Genomic DNA, 16,625 nt, shown 5'->3' with positions numbered 1-16,625 from the left:
ATTCTTTTTTTACTCCTTATTTACTTTTTTTCTTTATTATAATAAACAAAAAAAGGTTAATCATGAGAATTTATCACAAAGTGAGTGAGCTTATAGGCAATACTCCTATAATCAGTTTAGAAAAATTTGGCAAAAATATTTTTGGAAAATGTGAATTTTTCAATCCAAGTCATTCTATCAAAGACAGAGCGGCTTTTGAGATGCTCAAAACTGCTTTGGACGAAGGTAAGATTAACAAAGATACTTTGATTATCGAAGCAACAAGCGGAAATACAGGAATTTCTTTAGCGATGATTTGTGCGGATTTAGGGCTTAAACTCGTGATTGCTATGCCCGAATCTATGAGCTTAGAAAGAAGAAGAATGATGGAGCTTTTTGGAGCAAAACTCGAGCTTACTCCTGCGAGTTTAGGAATGAAAGGTGCGGTTGATAAAGCTAATGAGCTTTTAAAAACTCATGCCAATTCTTTCATACCTTCTCAATTTACAAATTTAGCCAATAAAAATGCCCATAGAAGAACCACAGCTATGGAAATTCTCAATGACTTAGACTCTCAACTTGATATTTTTGTTGCGGGTTTTGGAACAGGTGGGACCATCAGTGGAGTGGGTGAAATTTTAAAAGAAAAACTGCAAAACATTCAAATTATAGCCGTTGAACCGCTTGATTCTCCGCTTCTTAGTGAGGGTAAAGCTGGACCTCATAAAATTCAAGGCATAGGAGCAAATTTCATCCCAGAAATTTTAAACAAAGAAGTGATTGATGAGATAATGGTCGTAAGCAATGAAGATGCCATCCTTACAGCAAGAGAACTTGCAAAGAGTGGGTTAATGGTGGGAATTTCAAGCGGAGCAAATGTTTATGCAGCGAAACTTTTAGCACAAAAATTTCCCGAAAAAAGAATACTCACTATGCTCAATGATACAGCTGAAAGGTATCTCTCAACTGATCTTTTTGCTTTTTAATCTTGCAAAAAAGTCTTTAAATCTTTAAATAATTCTTCGGGATTTAAATCTTTTAATGCTTTTTGAAATTTACCTTGCTCATCGATAAGGTAAATTTCATTGCTGTGTGCGATAGAATATTGCATAACAGAATCTTTTAAATCAATTTTTTCATAAATCACACCATAATTTTTAGCGAGTTTTTCAAGCTCTTTTTCATTTTTTGCAATCAAACTTGTAGCATGAGGATAAAAATATCTTAGCCATTCATTAGTTTTTTCTATGTCTTTATCTCTTTGCGGATCAAGTGAAATAAAGAGTAAATAGGCTTTGTCATTTTTGATTTTATTAAGCGTTTGTGAAAGTAGGGCAAGGGTCGCTGGGCAAACATCAGGACAAAAAGTATAGCCAAAATATACAATGAGTTTTTTGCCCCTAAAATTTTTTAATGTTGTTTGCTCACCAAATTCAGACCTTAAAGAAAAGTCATAGGGATTGTTTTTGGGAATAAAATAAAAGCTCGTAAGGATTAAAACAAGCACTAAAATCGCAAAAATAAAATTTCTTTTCATCTTCTTAACTCAAAATCAAAATAAAATCCTATGGGTTTGTCATTTTGTGTAAATTCAGCCCTAAAACGCATCGCATCAAGAGTGCAAGAGCTTAAAACAATTTTACTTTCATAATTTCCATTTCCAAGCTTGATAAGTTTAGGTTTAATTTCGCCTAAAAACATATTCAAACCATAGATTTTAAGCTTTAAATTGTCATAATCACCTAAATTTTCTACTTTTAGATGCGTAATATCTAAGGCTTGTAGGGGTTTTGGATTTAAAGATATGAGAATTGTTTTATCTTTGAATTTGTAGGTGCAATCCTTGATATTTAAATCGCAACTTAAGGGTTCATCGAAGGATTTTTTTTCGTCTTTGCAAGAGCTAAAAAATATCATAATACAAACAAAATTTAGGGTAAAAAAAACTTTTTTTATCAATGTTTTACAATCGCTTTACTTGGGATATTCTTAAGTTCAATGCTTTGATTGTTATCAAAATATAGGGTTAAATCGGCTCGAGTATTTTCATCAATTTGATTTTTAATATCAAAAACCATAATATGCAAACCTCCCGGTTTAAGTTCTGTGCTTGAATGAGCTTTTATAGGGATACTTGGCACTTCTTTCATAACCATTTTGCCGTTTTCATTTTTATGCGTGTGAAGCTCTGTTTCTTTGCTTAAATTAGTTTGAGCCTTGAGCAAGGAAAGATCTTTGTCGCTGTCATTTTTAATGGTTAAAAAAATCGCAGTTGCCTTTGCATGGGGTGGAGTTTGTTTGATATAGGCATTTTCTATACTCACTTTATCCATGCCCCATAAACTCATGCTTAGTAACAATAAAATCAATGTTTTTTTCATTTTTCATTCTCCTTTAAAAATTTAATCTAATAGTTTTACTATGTAAATCATAACAAAATGTTTCTAAAATTCATATAAAAAATGATATTTTTTATCATAAAATATATTCTTAGAAAATTATTAGAAAAAGATAAGCTTTGAATTTTAAGATTTTATTAAAAGTGTTTAAAATTTTCATTTTAATTGCTATTTTTTAAGGAAAAAATTCTATAATTACAAAATTAATAAATGAAATATTGTGATGAAAATGTTGTATCTTAAAGATAAAATAGAATGTTAATAAAGGATAAGTCTTGTTTAAATTTACGCTTAAAATCATTGCTGTTGTTTTGATTTTTGTTTCAAGTGTTAATGCCGTTGATTTGGTTAAAATTTATCTTAATGATGGTTTGAATGCGGTAGGTGTTGCTATAGAAAAGGAGCTTACGAGCAAGGATTTTTGGCTTAAAGAACTTGGTGAGCAAAATGTCTCTCTTGGATATTATGACCAAGAAAGTTATATCGTTGTAACGAATAAAACGAGCAAAATTCTTAGAATTTATTCTTACAATGATGGAGTTATAAAAAAAGAATTCGAGCAAAAAGATGTGATTACAGGTTTAATGGGCAATAAAGAAAAAGAAGGGGATTTAAAAACTCCGATAGGTTTTTATGAGCTTGGGACTAAATTTAAGGCAGACCAGTATTATGGACCCTTTGCTTTTGCGACAAGTTATCCTAATTTGCTTGATAAAGTTCAAGGAAAAACCGGCGGAGGAATTTGGATACACGGCTATCCGCTTGATGGAACAAGACTTGATGAGTTTAAAACCAGAGGTTGTATCGCTTTACTCAATGATAAATTAGAGCTTTTTGCTAAAGTTGTAGAAGGTAAAAAAGTTTATGTTTTGACTGAAGAAAAAAACGAAGTTTTGGCAAAAAAAGATGAAGTGGCTTCTTTGTTTGCGGATTTGTTTGCTTGGAAACAGGCTTGGACTATAAGTGATGTGAATGCTTATTTAAGTTTTTATGATGAAAAAGGATTCAGACGCTTTGATAAAAGTGATTTTAGTCAATTTGCTTCAATGAAAAAGACAATTTTCTCAAGAAAAGAGCAAAAGAGTATTAAATTTTCAAATATTATTATCAGCCCCTATCCAAATCTAGACGATGAAAGAATGTATAGAATTTCTTTTTATGAGGATTATTATACTAAAAATTATCAATTCAAGGGCAATAAAATTCTATATGTTAAACTTGATAATAGGGGCAAGATGAAGATTATTGCAGAACAATAATGTCTTTAATTAAACTCGATAAAAAATCTTATGAATTCAATCTCAATCAAATCGCCATCAAAGCCGGTGGTTTTGAAAAACTCATCTGTGTTTTTAAAGACAATGCCTATGGACATGGAGCAAAGATTTTAGCACCCATTGCTAAGGCTTGTGGTGTTAAATTCATCGCTGTAAAAAGCGAAAAAGAAGCCTTTGAATTAAAAAATTTCTTTGAAAATATACTCATACTTTCTCATCGTCCCCATGGTGATGAAAATGCTTGTTTTATTTATGCACTCAATGATTCTTCTTTGATAACGCGGTTTAAAAAACATACAAGAATTCATCTTAAAATTGATACAAATATGCATCGCAATGGTGTTTGCTTGGAAGATTTAGATTTTGTTTTAAAAGAATTAAAAAAACATCCTTTAAAACTAGAAGGAGCTTTCACGCATTTTGCTCGTGCAGATGAAATGGATGCGAGTTTTTTTATACAAAGAAAAAAATTTCAAAGAGCTAAAGAATTATTACAAAAACAGAGTGATTTAAAATTCATCTTTCATTCTTTTAATTCTCCTGCACTTTTTAGGGTTGCGAAATTACCTGATGATGAGCTTTGTAGGGTAGGGCTTGCTCAATTTGGTTATACAAATGAAAATTTAAAAAAAGTTTTAAGTCTTTATGCCCATAGATTGAGTTCAAGGATGTTAAAAAACTCGCAAAGTGTAGGATATGGTGGTGCTTATACGGCTGAAAATGATTTAAAAATCGCAACTTATGATTTGGGCTATGCGGATGGTTTGTTACGTTTTAATGGCAAGGGTGAATTAAGATTAGCAAATGGCAAGGCTATACTCGGTAAAATGTCTATGGATAGTTTTTCTTGTGAGGATTTAGGAGAAGAAATTTGCGTGTTTGATGATGCTGAACTTTGGGCACGATTTTTTGATACTATAGTCTATGAAATTTTAGTCAAACTTCATCCAAATATTCCAAGAATTGTGATTTAAAATGTTTAACATCATCTTAGTCAATCCACGAATTCCTCAAAATACCGGTAGTATAGGCAGAATGTGTTATAATGCGGGTTTTAAACTTCATATTATAAAACCTACGATTTTTGAGCTTTCTCAAAAGGCTGTGCGTCGAGCGGGTCTTGATTATTGGAGCAAGTTAGAACCTCAAATCTGGGAGAATTTAGAGGAATTTTTGAAAGAAAATTTGATTCAAAAAAATCGTTTTTTCTTTGCTACAACTAAGAGTAAAAGACCTTATTTTGAAGCAGAATTTCAAAGTGGAGATTTTTTGTTTTTTGGCAGTGAAAGTTTTGGTCTGCCAAAAGAACTTATGGAGTTAAATCCTAACAATGCCATTACCATACCGATGAAATCTTATGGAAGAAGTTTAAATTTAGCCACAAGTGTAGGAATTATTGCCTATGAGGCTTTAAGGCAAAATTTTTGCAATTTTAAAGTTTAAATGTTTCATATTTTCTCATTTTTTTAAAATTTATATTTTTTATTTGACAAAAATAGACTTTTTATAGAAAAATACACTAGAATAAGTGTAAAAGTGTAAAGGAGCTATTTATGGATTCTTCAAACAATGCGATTTTAAATTTAATCAATCATAAAATTCCAGATTTTATCTCTAATGATATTATCCCTTATACCGATACAATGATGATTATTTTGCTGATAATTTGCGGTTTTTATTATAGTTTTTTAACGCGTTTTGTGCAATTTAGAATGCTGTTTTTAAGTTTTAAGATTTTTAGAGAAAATGTTACTTTTAGTAAAGAACAACTTTCTCCTTTTCAAGCTTTGATGGTATCAACCGCTTCAAGAGTGGGTATAGGAAATATTGCAGGAATTTCCTTTGCTTTATCTTCAGGTGGAGCAGGGGCTTTGTTTTGGATGTGGGCAATGGCTTTTTTTGGTGGTGCTTCAGCCTTTGCAGAAAGCACTTTAGCTCAAGTTTATAAATCAAAAGATGGGGGGGGGTATAAGGGTGGTCCCGCTTTTTACATTAAAAAAGCTTTGGGCTTTGATAAATTAGCAATGTTTTTTGCCTTTGCCCTTATCTTAACCTATGCTTATGGTTTTAATGGTCTTCAAAGCTATACTCTGACTTCATCTTTTGAAATTTATTATAAAATGTTTAATCCAAACTCCGCTTTGCCTTATAATGAAAGCTCTTATCCTATTGTGATTGGAGTGATTTTAAGTCTGTTTGGAATTTGGATGTTTTTCTCTCATCATACTAAAATCGGTAAAGTGAGTTCTTTGATAGTTCCATTTATGGCGATTGCTTATATCTTTCTTGCTTTGATTGCGATTTTAATGAATTTTGAAAAATTTCCTCTTGTTTTCAAAGTAGTTTTTGAAAACGCCTTTGATTTTAAAGCCATTTTTGGTGGTTTTGCGGGTTCAGTTTTGGTTATTGGCATTAAAAGAGGACTTTTTTCTAATGAAGCAGGAATGGGTTCAGCTCCTAATGCAGCCGCAGCAGCCTTTACCACTCATCCGGCTAAACAAGGCGTGATTCAAGCTTTTTCTGTTCTGATTGATGTCATCATTTGCACGAGTTCCGGATTTTTGGTTCTTTTTTCTGCAGCGTATTTTGACCTTGGAGAAAATGGAAAGCCTTTGCTCACAGCAATGCCTTTGATGCAAGAAGCGATGAGGGGATATTATGGTTCTTTTGGGCTTCATTTTGTAACTATAGCCATCGTGCTTTTTGCTATCACTTCTTTGATAGGAAATTATTATTACGCACAGGCTAATGTGAAGTATTTAAGCGAGTCAAAATTGGCTATGAATTTCTTTAGAATCACAGCAGTAGCAATGATTTTTATCGGCACTCAAATCAACCTCAATCTGGCTTGGAGTTTAGCAGATTTAACTATGGCATTTATGGCAACGACAAATATCATTTCTTTGCTCCTTTTAGGAAAAATTGTGCTTAAGGTTCTTGATGATTTTAACATTCAAGTAAAATCTGGGATTAATCCGCAATTTAGTGCAACAAAACTTGGTATTAAAAATGCGGAATGCTGGGATTAGAGATAAGAAAAATTTAAATTTTTTAGTTTTAATAATATTTCTATAAGTGATTTTTAATTATAATATTTGCATTTTTTTAAAAAACAAAGAGAGTTTAAGGAAAGAGTCATGCAGGATTTAGAAATTTTTAATAAAAATTTAGAATTAAACAATCAGCTCATTTATAATCTTTTAATGTCAAATATCATTATAAATTCAGATATAAATTCTAAAGATAAGCAGCTTTTACTTTTGCTTCTTCAAAGCAGAGATAGAAATTTCATTCGTATCAATCCTAATGAACAAGTTTTTGAAAACATTCGCAATTATCTCACGCTTTTAAAACCTCTTAAACTCGATACAGACAAGCTTATACGCGTTGGCGGTGCTAATGATGGAGGCTATGTTATGTATAAATGGGGGGGGGGATTAGAAAATTCTCCTAAGGCTTTATCTTTGGGCGTGAGTGAGTATTCGCCTTGGGATTTAGAGATGGCAGAATTTGGATTTGAAGTTATAGAATATGATGCAAGTATAGAAAAATCTCCCTATATCCACAAAAACATTCATTTTTATAAAAAATTTATCGGTGCAAAAAATGATGAGCATACCATTACAATCACTCAAGCGTTAATGGACAACGCTTTTGACACAACTCAAGCAAATATTTTGCAATGCGATATAGAAAATTCTGAATGGCAAATGTTAGAAGACATTGATATAAAGCTTTTAAGTGCATATTTTACTCAAGTTATCTTCGAATTTCATGGTTGTAATGTTGAAGAAATTGAAGGGTTTAAAAGACGCAAAAAGGTGCTTGAAAGGCTTAATGAGTATTTTGTTCCTATCCATACGCATTTAAACAATCATGGTAAAATTTTTTATTCTAGAGGTTTGTTTTGGAGCACAACGATTGAGGTGAGTTATTTAAGAAAAGATTTAGCTGAAAAATTTTTGCAAAATGGCTTTAGAAAAGAGGGAAATTTAAAAGATTTTGACACGCCAACTTATCTTGCAAATGTTGAAATTCCTTTAAAATTTGATTTAGAAGATTAATTTTTAATCAAACATAAAATTTTTGAATTAAAATTTTTAAACTTTGATTTTTTATCGTTGTGTAAAATTGATTTGTTAAAAAATATTTGTTGTTTTAAATTATTTTTGTATTTTTAGCCATGTTTTAATCACAGCATTTTGCATTTTTAATTTTAAAAATAAAACTAATAAAAAATGCAAAATAAAATTGATTTTTCTTAAAGATTTATATTTTTGTGCTACAATGAAAATTAAAAGGTTAAGATAATGGAAATTTTAAGAGATATGTTATATTTATTTTTTATATTGTTTATTGCTTTTTTGGTTGTAGGATTTAATCGGCAAATGAATCAAAGAGCCAAAGAAAGAGAAGAAAAATGGAGTCAATTAAATAAAAAGGAGAAAAAATGAGTAAGAAAATTTTAATTCCACTTGCACAAGGCTTTGAAGAAGCTGAATTTATAGGTATTGCAGATGTTTTAAAACGTGCAACGCAAATGGATAAAAATTTGGAGGTTTTTATCGCTTCTTTAGATAAAGAACTTTTGGTGAAAGGAGCAAATGGGATAAGCATAAGGGCTGAATTCAATTTAGGGCAAATTGACAGCCAGAATTTAGACGCAATTGCTTTACCCGGCGGTTTTGAAGGAATGAATAATCTTAAAAACAATCAAGAAATTTTGCAGATTATTAAGAATTTATATGCTCAAGGTAAAATCGTTGCTGCCATTTGTGCTTCTCCTATCGTTTTAGATGCTGCGGGTGTTTTGGATGGTGCATTCACTTGCTATCCGGGTTGTGAAGTTGGACTTAAGGGACAAAGAGTGCAAAAAGCAGTCAATGTGAATAAAAACGTCATCACTTCAGCAGGTCCTGCAACAGCGATTTTATTTGGTTTAGAGCTTGTTAAAGTACTTTGTGGTGATGCAATTTATCAAGCTTTGTATGAAGGCTTGCAAGTTCCATTAACGCGGTAAATTTTTTGGATTATTCTTTGCAATAATCCAAATTTTTATGAGATTTTCAGAAAAATTTTCTTTCAAATTCAGCTTATAAATTTTATAATATCTCTCAAAATTATAGAGTGTAAATTTTTGAAGGATTAATGATGAGTCAATTCACCCATTTGCATTTACATACAGAATATTCTTTACTTGATGGAGCTAATAAGCTCGAGGAATTAGCTCAAACCCTTAAACAGCAAGGTGCAACAAGTGTTGCAATGACCGACCATGGCAATATGTTTGGAGCCATTGATTTTTATCAAAAAATGAAAAAACATGGTCTAAAACCTATTATAGGAATGGAAGCTTATTTGCATAATCATGAAGAACTTGGTGATAAAAGTTCAAGGCAGAGATTTCACCTTTGTTTGTATGCTAAAAATGAAATAGGGTATCAAAATTTAATGTATCTTAGCTCTCAAAGTTATATTAAAGGTTTGTATTATTATCCTAGAATCAATAAAAAGCTTTTAGAAGAGCGTAGCGAAGGTTTGATTTGTTCTTCAGCTTGTTTGCAAGGGGAGGTGAATTGGCATTTAAATACTCACAATGAAAAAAACATTCGCTTTGGTGCAAAGGGTTATGAAGCCGCAAAAGAAGCAGCTCTTTGGTATAAAAAGGTTTTTGGCGAGGATTTTTATCTTGAGCTTATGAGGCATGGTATTTTAGACCAAAGGTTTATTGATGATGAGATTATAAGACTTTCAAAAGAACTTGATATAAAGATCATTGCTACAAATGATACACATTATACCTTTAAAGAAAGAGCTCCAGCACACGAAGTTTTTATGTGTATTTCTATGGGAAAAAAACTCAACGACCCTGATAGAATGCGTCATAATGTGCATGAATTTTATCTTAAAACTCCTGCTCAAATGAGTGAGCTTTTTGCAGATATACCAGAAGCCATTTCAAACACACAAGAGATTGTTGATAAATGCAATTTAGAATTAAAATTAGGCAATCCCACTCCCCCAAATTTTAAATTTACCCTTGAATACGCTAAAAAATATAATATAAATATACCAGAACCAAACAATGATATAAGTTTTGCTAATGATGATGAAGTTTTTGAGTATCTTTGTAAAATAGGACTTGAAGAAAGACTTAAATTTGTTGATGAAAAACAACATCAAGAATACAAGCAAAGACTTGATACAGAAATACAAATCATTAAAAATATGAAATTTTCAGGTTATATGCTCATAGTCCATGATTTCATTAAAATGGCGAAAGATAAAGGAATTCCTGTGGGACCGGGTAGGGGTTCAGCGGCAGGAAGTTTGGTGTCGTATTGTTTGAAAATTACGGATTTAGACCCTATCCCGTATCATTTGCTTTTTGAGAGATTTTTAAATCCGGAACGTGTATCTATGCCCGATATTGACGTGGATTTTTGTCAATACAGACGTGCTGAGGTGATTGATTATGTGATTGATAAATATGGAGCGGATAAAGTTGCACAAGTGATTACTTTTGGTAAGCTTTTGGCTAAGGGTGTGATAAGAGATGTTGCAAGGGTTTGTGATATGAGTATTGCCGATGCAGATGAGCTGACTAAACTCATACCTGAAGAGCTTAAAACGCTTGATAGTGCCTATGAAAGAGAACCTAAAATTAAAGAATTTATTGAAAAACATCCTAAAGGTAGGCAGGTTTGGGAATATGCTAGGGCTTTAGAAGGACTCAATCGTAACGCAGGTATGCATGCGGCTGGAGTGGTGATTTCAAACGATTCTTTATGGAAAAAAACCCCGCTTTTTAGACAGAGTAAAAATGATGAAAAACATTTGGTTACGCAGTATTCTAAGGACCATTTAGAAGATATTGATTTGATTAAATTTGATTTTTTGGGTCTTAAAACCTTGACTTTGATTGATAATGCGATTAAATTGATTAAAAAAAGACACAATCGCGATATTGTTTGGCAAAGTGTTGATGTGAATGATCCTAAGGTCTATAAAACCATACAAAGTGGCAATACTTTAGGGATATTTCAAATTGAATCAAGCGGTATGCAAAGTTTGAATGCCAGATTAAAACCCGAATGTTTTGAAGATCTCATAGCGGTTTTAGCACTTTATCGCCCAGGACCTATGGAATCAGGAATGCTTGATGATTTTATCGACAGAAAACATGGCGTAAAATCCATACAATATCCTTTTGATTCTTTAAAAAATATTTTAGAGCCTACTTATGGGATTATTGTGTATCAAGAACAAGTGATGCAAATTGTCCAAATTATCGGCGGATTCTCTTTAGGTGGTGCCGATGTGGTGCGCCGTGCTATGGGTAAAAAAGATCCAGAAAAGATGAAAAAACTTAAAAGTGAATTTGCAGACGGAGCTGAAAAACAAGGGTATGATAGAACTAAGGCTGAAGAACTTTGGGAGCTTATTGTCAAATTTGCAGGATATGGTTTTAATAAATCTCATTCTGCAGCCTATGCTCTCATCACTTTCCAAACAGCGTTTTTAAAGACTTATTATCCTAGTGAATTTATGGCAGCTCTTTTAACGAGCGAAGAAAATAATGTTGAAAAAATTGCTGTTTATATTGATGAGATGAAAAAAATGAATATCAAACTTTCCCCACCAAGTATCAACAAAGCTATCGGAGAATTCAGTGCTATCAACGAAAATGGACAAGAAAAAATAATCTATGGTTTAAATGCGATTAAGAGTGTGGGTGTTCCAGCGGTAGAGAATTTGCTTGAGATTAGAAAAAATGGGGAATTTAAAGATCTTAGTGAATTTTTAAGTAAAATTGAACCCGCTAAAATCACTCGTAGGACTTTAGAGAGCTTAGCCAAATCAGGAGCTTTTGATGAATTTGGTTATACAAGAAAGTGTTTGTGCGATAATTTAGAGCTTTTGGCTGAAACTTCAAGAAATATGGCAAAGATTCGTAAAGAATCTGCAAATTCTTTATTTGGTGAAGAAGAATTAAATGCGGATTTGAAAGTTAATATTGTGAAAAATGATGAAGAATTTAAGCCTTTAGAGAAATTAGCTTATGAAAAAGAAATTCTAGGGATTTATGTTTCTGGACATCCTTTGGATGGTTTTTTTGATAAAATAGATAAAATAGAATATGTTAAAAGCATTGATTTTTCGGAACTTAAGGGCAAGGGTGAAATTTTAAATATAGGAAAGATAGAAGATTTTAAAACAATGATGAGTAAGAGCAATAAACGTTATGGTTCGCTTACAATTTTAGATTTGTACTCATCTTTTGAAGTTGTTGTTTTTCAAGCAAATGTTGAGGAAATAGAACAAATTTTTAAGGACCCTCAAAAGAATAATTTGGCTTATGGTTTTTTACTTTCTTATAGGACCGATGAGGGTAAAATAAGTTTTTCTTTAAAGGATATAAAAAATTTAGAGGAATTAGAAGATTTAAAAATTAAATCAATAAAGAAAAGCAACACAAAGACTACAGACAAAGAATTCATTCAAGAACCAAATGAATTTGAAGATAAGGTGATAGAGCTTGATTTGAGTACTTTAAACAAAGAAATCATTTATGAAATTTATGAGCTCGCTAGAAATGCACACAATCCAAAAGAAAAAGGCAATAAAAAACTTGTTTTAAAGGTTATAAGGTCTGGTTCTTGTTTGCTTCATTATACAGACTTTATTATTTCTGATAATGCAAGTGAGGAAATTCTTAGTAAATGTGCTGTTTGATGGTGTTTGGAATTGAAATATAACATTAAAAATTATAATGAATTCCAAAGACATTTCAAATCAGTTTTTGTATAAAAATTTAATAAGGAAAGAAGCGAAAAATATTTAAAATCACTTGATTATTTTAAATATTGTGAAAATGAGCTAAGAGATGTTATTTTTTAGGCATAAGTTAAAATGAAAAATTGAAGAAAAATGTTTTAAAACATAGATACAAATAAAATAAAAACTTAGTTTTTAATATAGAAATGAGCTAAATTTTTTGATTGATAAAATGAAAATTTAAATAAAGAATTAAAATTGCTTGAGTATTTTTTAACTCGAGTGTTTTTTAATAAATAAGGAAAAAAGTGTGGAATGCTTTATATTGAAAACAAATGAGAATTAAATTTATATTTAGAAAAAAATGTTTGATTTAAAAAAAGAATGTGAAGAACTATCAAGCGTTTTTATTCTTTAAATGTAAAAAATGATAAAAAAGAAGCAGAAATTTTTCAAATTTTTAGCAAATGCTAAGAAATAAGTCATTGAATTAAGAAAAACAAAGCAAATGGGGCTAAGATACTAAAAAATAACCGCGACTGAATTCTAAATTTTCACTGACTGAAAATATTGAGTAAAATCCACCAAAAAACTATTTGTAACTTAAGATTAAAGCTTAGGTGTTTAAATTTATTTTTGTTTTTCGATGATTTGATTGTGCGCCTCTAAATTCGTTGTAAAAACATGCAAACCTGTATTTTTATCTCTAACAAAATACAAATATTCTGTTTTTGCTGGAAAAATTGCTGCTCTAATCGCATTTAAAGAAACATTACAAACCGCCTCTTTTGGTAAGCCTTCAAATTTATAGGTATTATAAAAGCTTTCATCCTCTCTAATTCTTTGCGGAGTAATCTTAATATGAGAATAAATTCCATAATTAAGTGTCCCGTCCATTTGCAATTTCATATTTTTTTTCAGTCTATTATAAATCACACTTGCAACAATGGGCATTTCTTCTTCATTTGCGGCTTCTTTTTGAATCACTGAAGCAGTGATGACATATTGATGCCATTTTTTAGCGTTGTATTCACCAAAAATTTTTTTCGCACTCTGCCTGTAAATATTTTCAGAATGTTTAAGCAAAAAATAAATCAATAAATTTTCAGTGATTCCCTTAGGAATTTTATAGGTTTCGGGTATGAAAACCCCTTCTTCAAAAGGGGCTTGTTTTTTAAATTCAGTCCAAAGTGTATCTTTGTTGAGATTAAGAATTTTTGCAACTTGTTCTAAAAAAATCAAACTTGTTTCGCCCGGAATTAAGGTGATATTTACAAGAGCAGCCTTAGCTCTTGTGAGTTTGTGTAAAAATTCAGCACGATTAAGAGGTTTTGTGCCTATATTAATCCAACCTGATTGAGGTTTTCCGAGTAAAAATAAAATATATTTATCCATTTCGCTCATTTCATAATTATTTTGGTTTAAATGTGTTATAATTTTAGAGATTGAGCCTTGAGGGATATAGACCACAGAATTGCTTTGTAGAGGCTGATTGAGGTAATTTAAAAGGGCTATCATAAAAAATAAAAAGAAGTTTCTGATGAAAAAAAAGATTCTGTATATTTTGGGCGTGTTTGGTGTGCTTATATTTGTTTCATTTTTGGTTTTGAAAAACGGAATTTCCATATCTAGCGTCCATTCTAATTTTTTAACATTAGAGCAATTATATATTAAATTAGATAAAAAACTCATTTTACGAGCAAAAAATATCACTTTAAATTTACAAAATAATAAAAATTCCCAAAACATAGACGACACCTCAAAAGAGCTTTTAGAAGTTGTAAAAAATATCAATTATCTTTATATGCTTGTGCAAGAAATTGATATTGCAAATTTCGATTTTAAAGATGACCATATAAGAATTCTTTTTAAAAATGATGATTTTCTTGTTGATAACAAGCTTTTTCTCCTTAGAATCAACCTGCAAAAGCCAAACGAACATCTTATTAATGCAGATATTAAGAAATTATGGATTAAGGATTATAACTTAAGTATAGAAGGAAATTTAGACATTGATACAAAAAGTCAATTCTATTATTTTAATGCTAAAGCTTATTCACATTTGATAGATTTTAATACAAGCATTTCTTATAAAAAGGGACAAATGTCTTATGAAATTACAAATGCTAATACAAAACATCTTTCACAAATTTTAAAACAAATCCTAGAACAAAGTCAAAACAAGATAGCCTTGTCTCAACATCTTACTGATTTATTGACAAAGGGCATTAAGGCTGAATTTTATCATATAGAATACCTTAAAGGTTTTGCGGATTTAAAAAAACAAAATTATTATTTAGATGAAATTCAAAGCTCTTCTTTTATGCAAAATGCTGAAATTAAATTAAATCATAATATGAATGCGATTAAAATTCCTCATCTTGCTTTAAAGCTTGAAGCACAAAGACTTGATTTTAATTTTGATAAAGCAACTTACAACGGAGCAGATTTAGATAAAAGCAAGATTTATTTGTATGATATATTTAATAAAAACATAGGAATGTCTTTACATATTCTATCTCATAATTTAAAACTAGATGAAAAACTCTTTCAACTCTTAAAATCTTATGGTTTAACCTTGCCTTTTTATCAAAAAAGCGGAGCAGTCAAAACAGATTTTAATTTAAAAATAGCTTTTTTAAAAGCTGATAGAAAAAATATACAATACAACGGGGAATTTGAGCTTAAAAATGCAAATTTGTCTTTGCTTGATTTTAATGTGACTCAAGCCTTTGTTTATCTTAAGCAAGATGATTTAAAGATTGAAAATGCTGATGTGAAAAATGATTTTTTAGAAGCTCATTTTGATGCAAATATTGATTTGCTAGAAAAAAAGGGCACATTTTTAACTGATATTTTGAGTTTGCATAATGAATTTATAGATATGAAAAATCAAAAAATAAATCTTAATTTAGATTTTTCTCAAGCCGTTAAAATGTCTGTTCCTCAATGGGGGCTTGATATGAATTTTCAACAAGGTTTAGAGGCAAGTTTGAGTAAAATTTCAGCCCTTGTTCCCTATTCGTCTTTGCTTCAAAAATTTAATTTAAAAAATGCCTCAAATGTATATTATAAGAGTGAAAATTTTAAAGATTTTACGTTAAAAATTGATGAAGCACAATTTAAAAGCGATTTTTTAATCGCGGGTAAAACTCCTTATGAAAGGGATAGTTTTGACATCAGCAATCAAAACGACAGAATACAGATTCATTCTAAAAGCAATCTTGTCAATGCAAATTTAAACAAACAAAACAAAGAAATTCATTTAAATAATCTCACTTATATTTACAAAAAGAGCGAGGGGGGAAATTTTAACATTGATCAAGAAAATATTGTTTTTGGCGGAGCAAATTTTGGCATTATTTTAGCAGATATGAATAAGACTTTGCAATTTGATAAGATTGAAGCTTCTTTAGATAAGGGGATTATAAACGCAAAGGCAAATAAAAATCAAGCCGATTTTAAGCTTTATTATTCTCCTGATGATTTAAAACTTGAAGTAAAAAATATGAACGATGAATTTATCAATACCTTTTTACAAAAACAAGCGGTGCAAGATGGTGTGTTTAATTTAAATGTAAAGGGGAGTGGATTAGAATTTTTTTCAGGGCAATTTGAATTGAAAAATACTTTTTTAAAAGACTTAAAAGGGATTAACGCGTTGATTTCTTTTATCGACACTGTGCCGAGTTTGCTTTTGTTTAAATCTCCAACTTTTAATCAAAAAGGACTCAGTTTGATTGAAGGTAAAGTAGTATTTAATCGTAAGAAAGATTTATTGAGTATTGAAGCAATTAATTTAAACGGAGAGAGTGTGGATATTTTTGGCTTAGGAAATGCGAATTTGCGTTTAAGCACTATAGATTTGGATTTAGAGCTTAAGACTTTAAAATCTGCTTCTACAGCAATTTCAAAAGTTCCATTTCTTAATTATGTGGTTTTAGGTAAAGACCAAGAAATCAGCACGAATTTAAAAATTGATGGCACCTTTGAAGATCCTAAATTTCACACTCAAATTTTAACTGACACTTTGAAAACGCCTTTTAATTTGATTAAGAACATCATTCAACTTCCGGTGAATTTATTTCAATGATAAAATTAAACATTTTTTTGCTAAATATAAAACGAAGTTTAAATTTACCCTTGAAAAATTTTTTAATTGTATTATACTTTCATAGTTAGAATTAAAATT

The 16,625-nt window shown here is 30.5% G+C and carries 14 protein-coding genes; 10 read left to right on the top strand and 4 right to left on the bottom strand.

The window, feature by feature from the left end:
- Nucleotides 1–62 precede the first annotated feature (62 nt).
- Nucleotides 63–965 (top strand): cysteine synthase A, encoded by a 903-nt coding sequence (gene cysK / locus CCUN_RS05335; protein WP_027305476.1) that lies wholly within the window; start codon nucleotides 63–65, stop codon nucleotides 963–965.
- Here cysK and CCUN_RS05330 read toward each other — a convergent pair.
- The 3 genes from CCUN_RS05330 to CCUN_RS05320 are packed head-to-tail and all read right to left on the bottom strand — an operon-like array spanning nucleotide 962 to nucleotide 2,360.
- On the bottom strand, nucleotides 962–1,516 hold the full coding sequence (locus CCUN_RS05330; protein WP_027305475.1) for an SCO family protein: 555 nt from the start codon (nucleotides 1,514–1,516) through the stop codon (nucleotides 962–964). The two genes, cysK and CCUN_RS05330, sit on opposite strands and share 4 nt — an antisense overlap.
- On the bottom strand, nucleotides 1,513–1,935 hold the full coding sequence (locus CCUN_RS05325) for a hypothetical protein (RefSeq protein ID WP_027305474.1): 423 nt from the start codon (nucleotides 1,933–1,935) through the stop codon (nucleotides 1,513–1,515). The genes CCUN_RS05330 and CCUN_RS05325 overlap by 4 nt, the downstream gene beginning before the upstream one ends.
- Complete coding sequence (locus CCUN_RS05320) at nucleotides 1,935–2,360, bottom strand: copper chaperone PCu(A)C (RefSeq protein WP_027305473.1); 426 nt, start codon at nucleotides 2,358–2,360, stop codon at nucleotides 1,935–1,937. Before CCUN_RS05320 ends, CCUN_RS05325 begins: the two co-directional genes overlap by 1 nt.
- A 314-nt stretch (nucleotides 2,361–2,674) precedes the next feature.
- Here CCUN_RS05320 and pgp2 point away from each other — a divergent pair, with 314 nt between their 5' ends.
- From pgp2 to dnaE, 8 genes are all read left to right on the top strand, one after another.
- Nucleotides 2,675–3,637: a cell shape-determining L,D-carboxypeptidase Pgp2 gene (gene pgp2, locus CCUN_RS05315; protein WP_035175733.1), complete on the top strand. Its 963-nt coding sequence runs from the start codon at nucleotides 2,675–2,677 to the stop codon at nucleotides 3,635–3,637.
- The gene (locus CCUN_RS05310; protein WP_027305471.1) at nucleotides 3,637–4,629 is read left to right on the top strand and encodes an alanine racemase; all 993 of its coding nucleotides are present in this window, start codon (nucleotides 3,637–3,639) and stop codon (nucleotides 4,627–4,629) included. Before pgp2 ends, CCUN_RS05310 begins: the two co-directional genes overlap by 1 nt.
- A 1-nt stretch (nucleotide 4,630) precedes the next feature.
- Nucleotides 4,631–5,098, top strand: coding sequence for a tRNA (cytidine(34)-2'-O)-methyltransferase (locus CCUN_RS05305; protein ID WP_027305470.1), 468 nt, complete (start codon nucleotides 4,631–4,633; stop codon nucleotides 5,096–5,098).
- Nucleotides 5,099–5,208: 110 nt separating this feature from the next.
- Complete coding sequence (locus tag CCUN_RS05300; protein WP_085296648.1) at nucleotides 5,209–6,684, top strand: alanine/glycine:cation symporter family protein; 1,476 nt, start codon at nucleotides 5,209–5,211, stop codon at nucleotides 6,682–6,684.
- 108 nt (nucleotides 6,685–6,792) lie between these two features.
- Complete coding sequence (locus CCUN_RS05295) at nucleotides 6,793–7,719, top strand: hypothetical protein (protein WP_085296647.1); 927 nt, start codon at nucleotides 6,793–6,795, stop codon at nucleotides 7,717–7,719.
- A gap of 246 nt (nucleotides 7,720–7,965) precedes the next feature.
- Nucleotides 7,966–8,109 carry a hypothetical protein gene (locus CCUN_RS09795; RefSeq protein WP_088245167.1) on the top strand — a complete coding sequence of 48 codons (144 nt, stop codon included), beginning with the start codon at nucleotides 7,966–7,968 and terminating at the stop codon, nucleotides 8,107–8,109.
- On the top strand, nucleotides 8,106–8,675 hold the full coding sequence (locus CCUN_RS05290) for a DJ-1 family glyoxalase III (RefSeq protein WP_027305467.1): 570 nt from the start codon (nucleotides 8,106–8,108) through the stop codon (nucleotides 8,673–8,675). Before CCUN_RS09795 ends, CCUN_RS05290 begins: the two co-directional genes overlap by 4 nt.
- Before the next feature lie 131 nt (nucleotides 8,676–8,806).
- Nucleotides 8,807–12,391 carry a DNA polymerase III subunit alpha gene (dnaE, locus tag CCUN_RS05285; RefSeq protein WP_027305466.1) on the top strand — a complete coding sequence of 1,195 codons (3,585 nt, stop codon included), beginning with the start codon at nucleotides 8,807–8,809 and terminating at the stop codon, nucleotides 12,389–12,391.
- A gap of 672 nt (nucleotides 12,392–13,063) precedes the next feature.
- Here dnaE and mltG read toward each other — a convergent pair.
- On the bottom strand, nucleotides 13,064–14,059 hold the full coding sequence (gene mltG / locus CCUN_RS05280; RefSeq protein ID WP_027305465.1) for an endolytic transglycosylase MltG: 996 nt from the start codon (nucleotides 14,057–14,059) through the stop codon (nucleotides 13,064–13,066).
- Here mltG and CCUN_RS05275 point away from each other — a divergent pair.
- Nucleotides 13,974–16,526, top strand: coding sequence for a YhdP family protein (locus CCUN_RS05275; RefSeq protein WP_027305464.1), 2,553 nt, complete (start codon nucleotides 13,974–13,976; stop codon nucleotides 16,524–16,526). The two genes, mltG and CCUN_RS05275, sit on opposite strands and share 86 nt — an antisense overlap.
- The last annotated feature ends 99 nt before the right edge of the window (nucleotides 16,527–16,625 follow it).

Source organism: Campylobacter cuniculorum DSM 23162 = LMG 24588 (genome assembly GCF_002104335.1).
Lineage (GTDB): Bacteria > Campylobacterota > Campylobacteria > Campylobacterales > Campylobacteraceae > Campylobacter_D > Campylobacter_D cuniculorum.
Note: the sequence above shows the minus strand (reverse complement) of the source record. Positions and strands in the feature narration are given on the sequence as shown.

What these genes read in the sequence shown, in the direction of transcription:
- CCUN_RS05275 (WP_027305464.1), top strand. Translation starts at nt 13,974, where the DNA reads ATGAAAAAAAAGATTCTGTATATTTTGGGCGTGTTTGGTGTGCTTATA.
- CCUN_RS05295 (WP_085296647.1), top strand. Translation starts at nt 6,793, where the DNA reads ATGCAGGATTTAGAAATTTTTAATAAAAATTTAGAATTAAACAATCAG.
- cysK (WP_027305476.1), top strand. Translation starts at nt 63, where the DNA reads ATGAGAATTTATCACAAAGTGAGTGAGCTTATAGGCAATACTCCTATA.
- CCUN_RS05305 (WP_027305470.1), top strand. Translation starts at nt 4,631, where the DNA reads ATGTTTAACATCATCTTAGTCAATCCACGAATTCCTCAAAATACCGGT.
- CCUN_RS05290 (WP_027305467.1), top strand. Translation starts at nt 8,106, where the DNA reads ATGAGTAAGAAAATTTTAATTCCACTTGCACAAGGCTTTGAAGAAGCT.
- dnaE (WP_027305466.1), top strand. Translation starts at nt 8,807, where the DNA reads ATGAGTCAATTCACCCATTTGCATTTACATACAGAATATTCTTTACTT.
- CCUN_RS09795 (WP_088245167.1), top strand. Translation starts at nt 7,966, where the DNA reads ATGGAAATTTTAAGAGATATGTTATATTTATTTTTTATATTGTTTATT.
- CCUN_RS05310 (WP_027305471.1), top strand. Translation starts at nt 3,637, where the DNA reads ATGTCTTTAATTAAACTCGATAAAAAATCTTATGAATTCAATCTCAAT.
- CCUN_RS05300 (WP_085296648.1), top strand. Translation starts at nt 5,209, where the DNA reads ATGGATTCTTCAAACAATGCGATTTTAAATTTAATCAATCATAAAATT.
- mltG (WP_027305465.1), bottom strand. Translation starts at nt 14,059, where the DNA reads ATGGAAATTCCGTTTTTCAAAACCAAAAATGAAACAAATATAAGCACA.
- CCUN_RS05320 (WP_027305473.1), bottom strand. Translation starts at nt 2,360, where the DNA reads ATGAAAAAAACATTGATTTTATTGTTACTAAGCATGAGTTTATGGGGC.
- CCUN_RS05330 (WP_027305475.1), bottom strand. Translation starts at nt 1,516, where the DNA reads ATGAAAAGAAATTTTATTTTTGCGATTTTAGTGCTTGTTTTAATCCTT.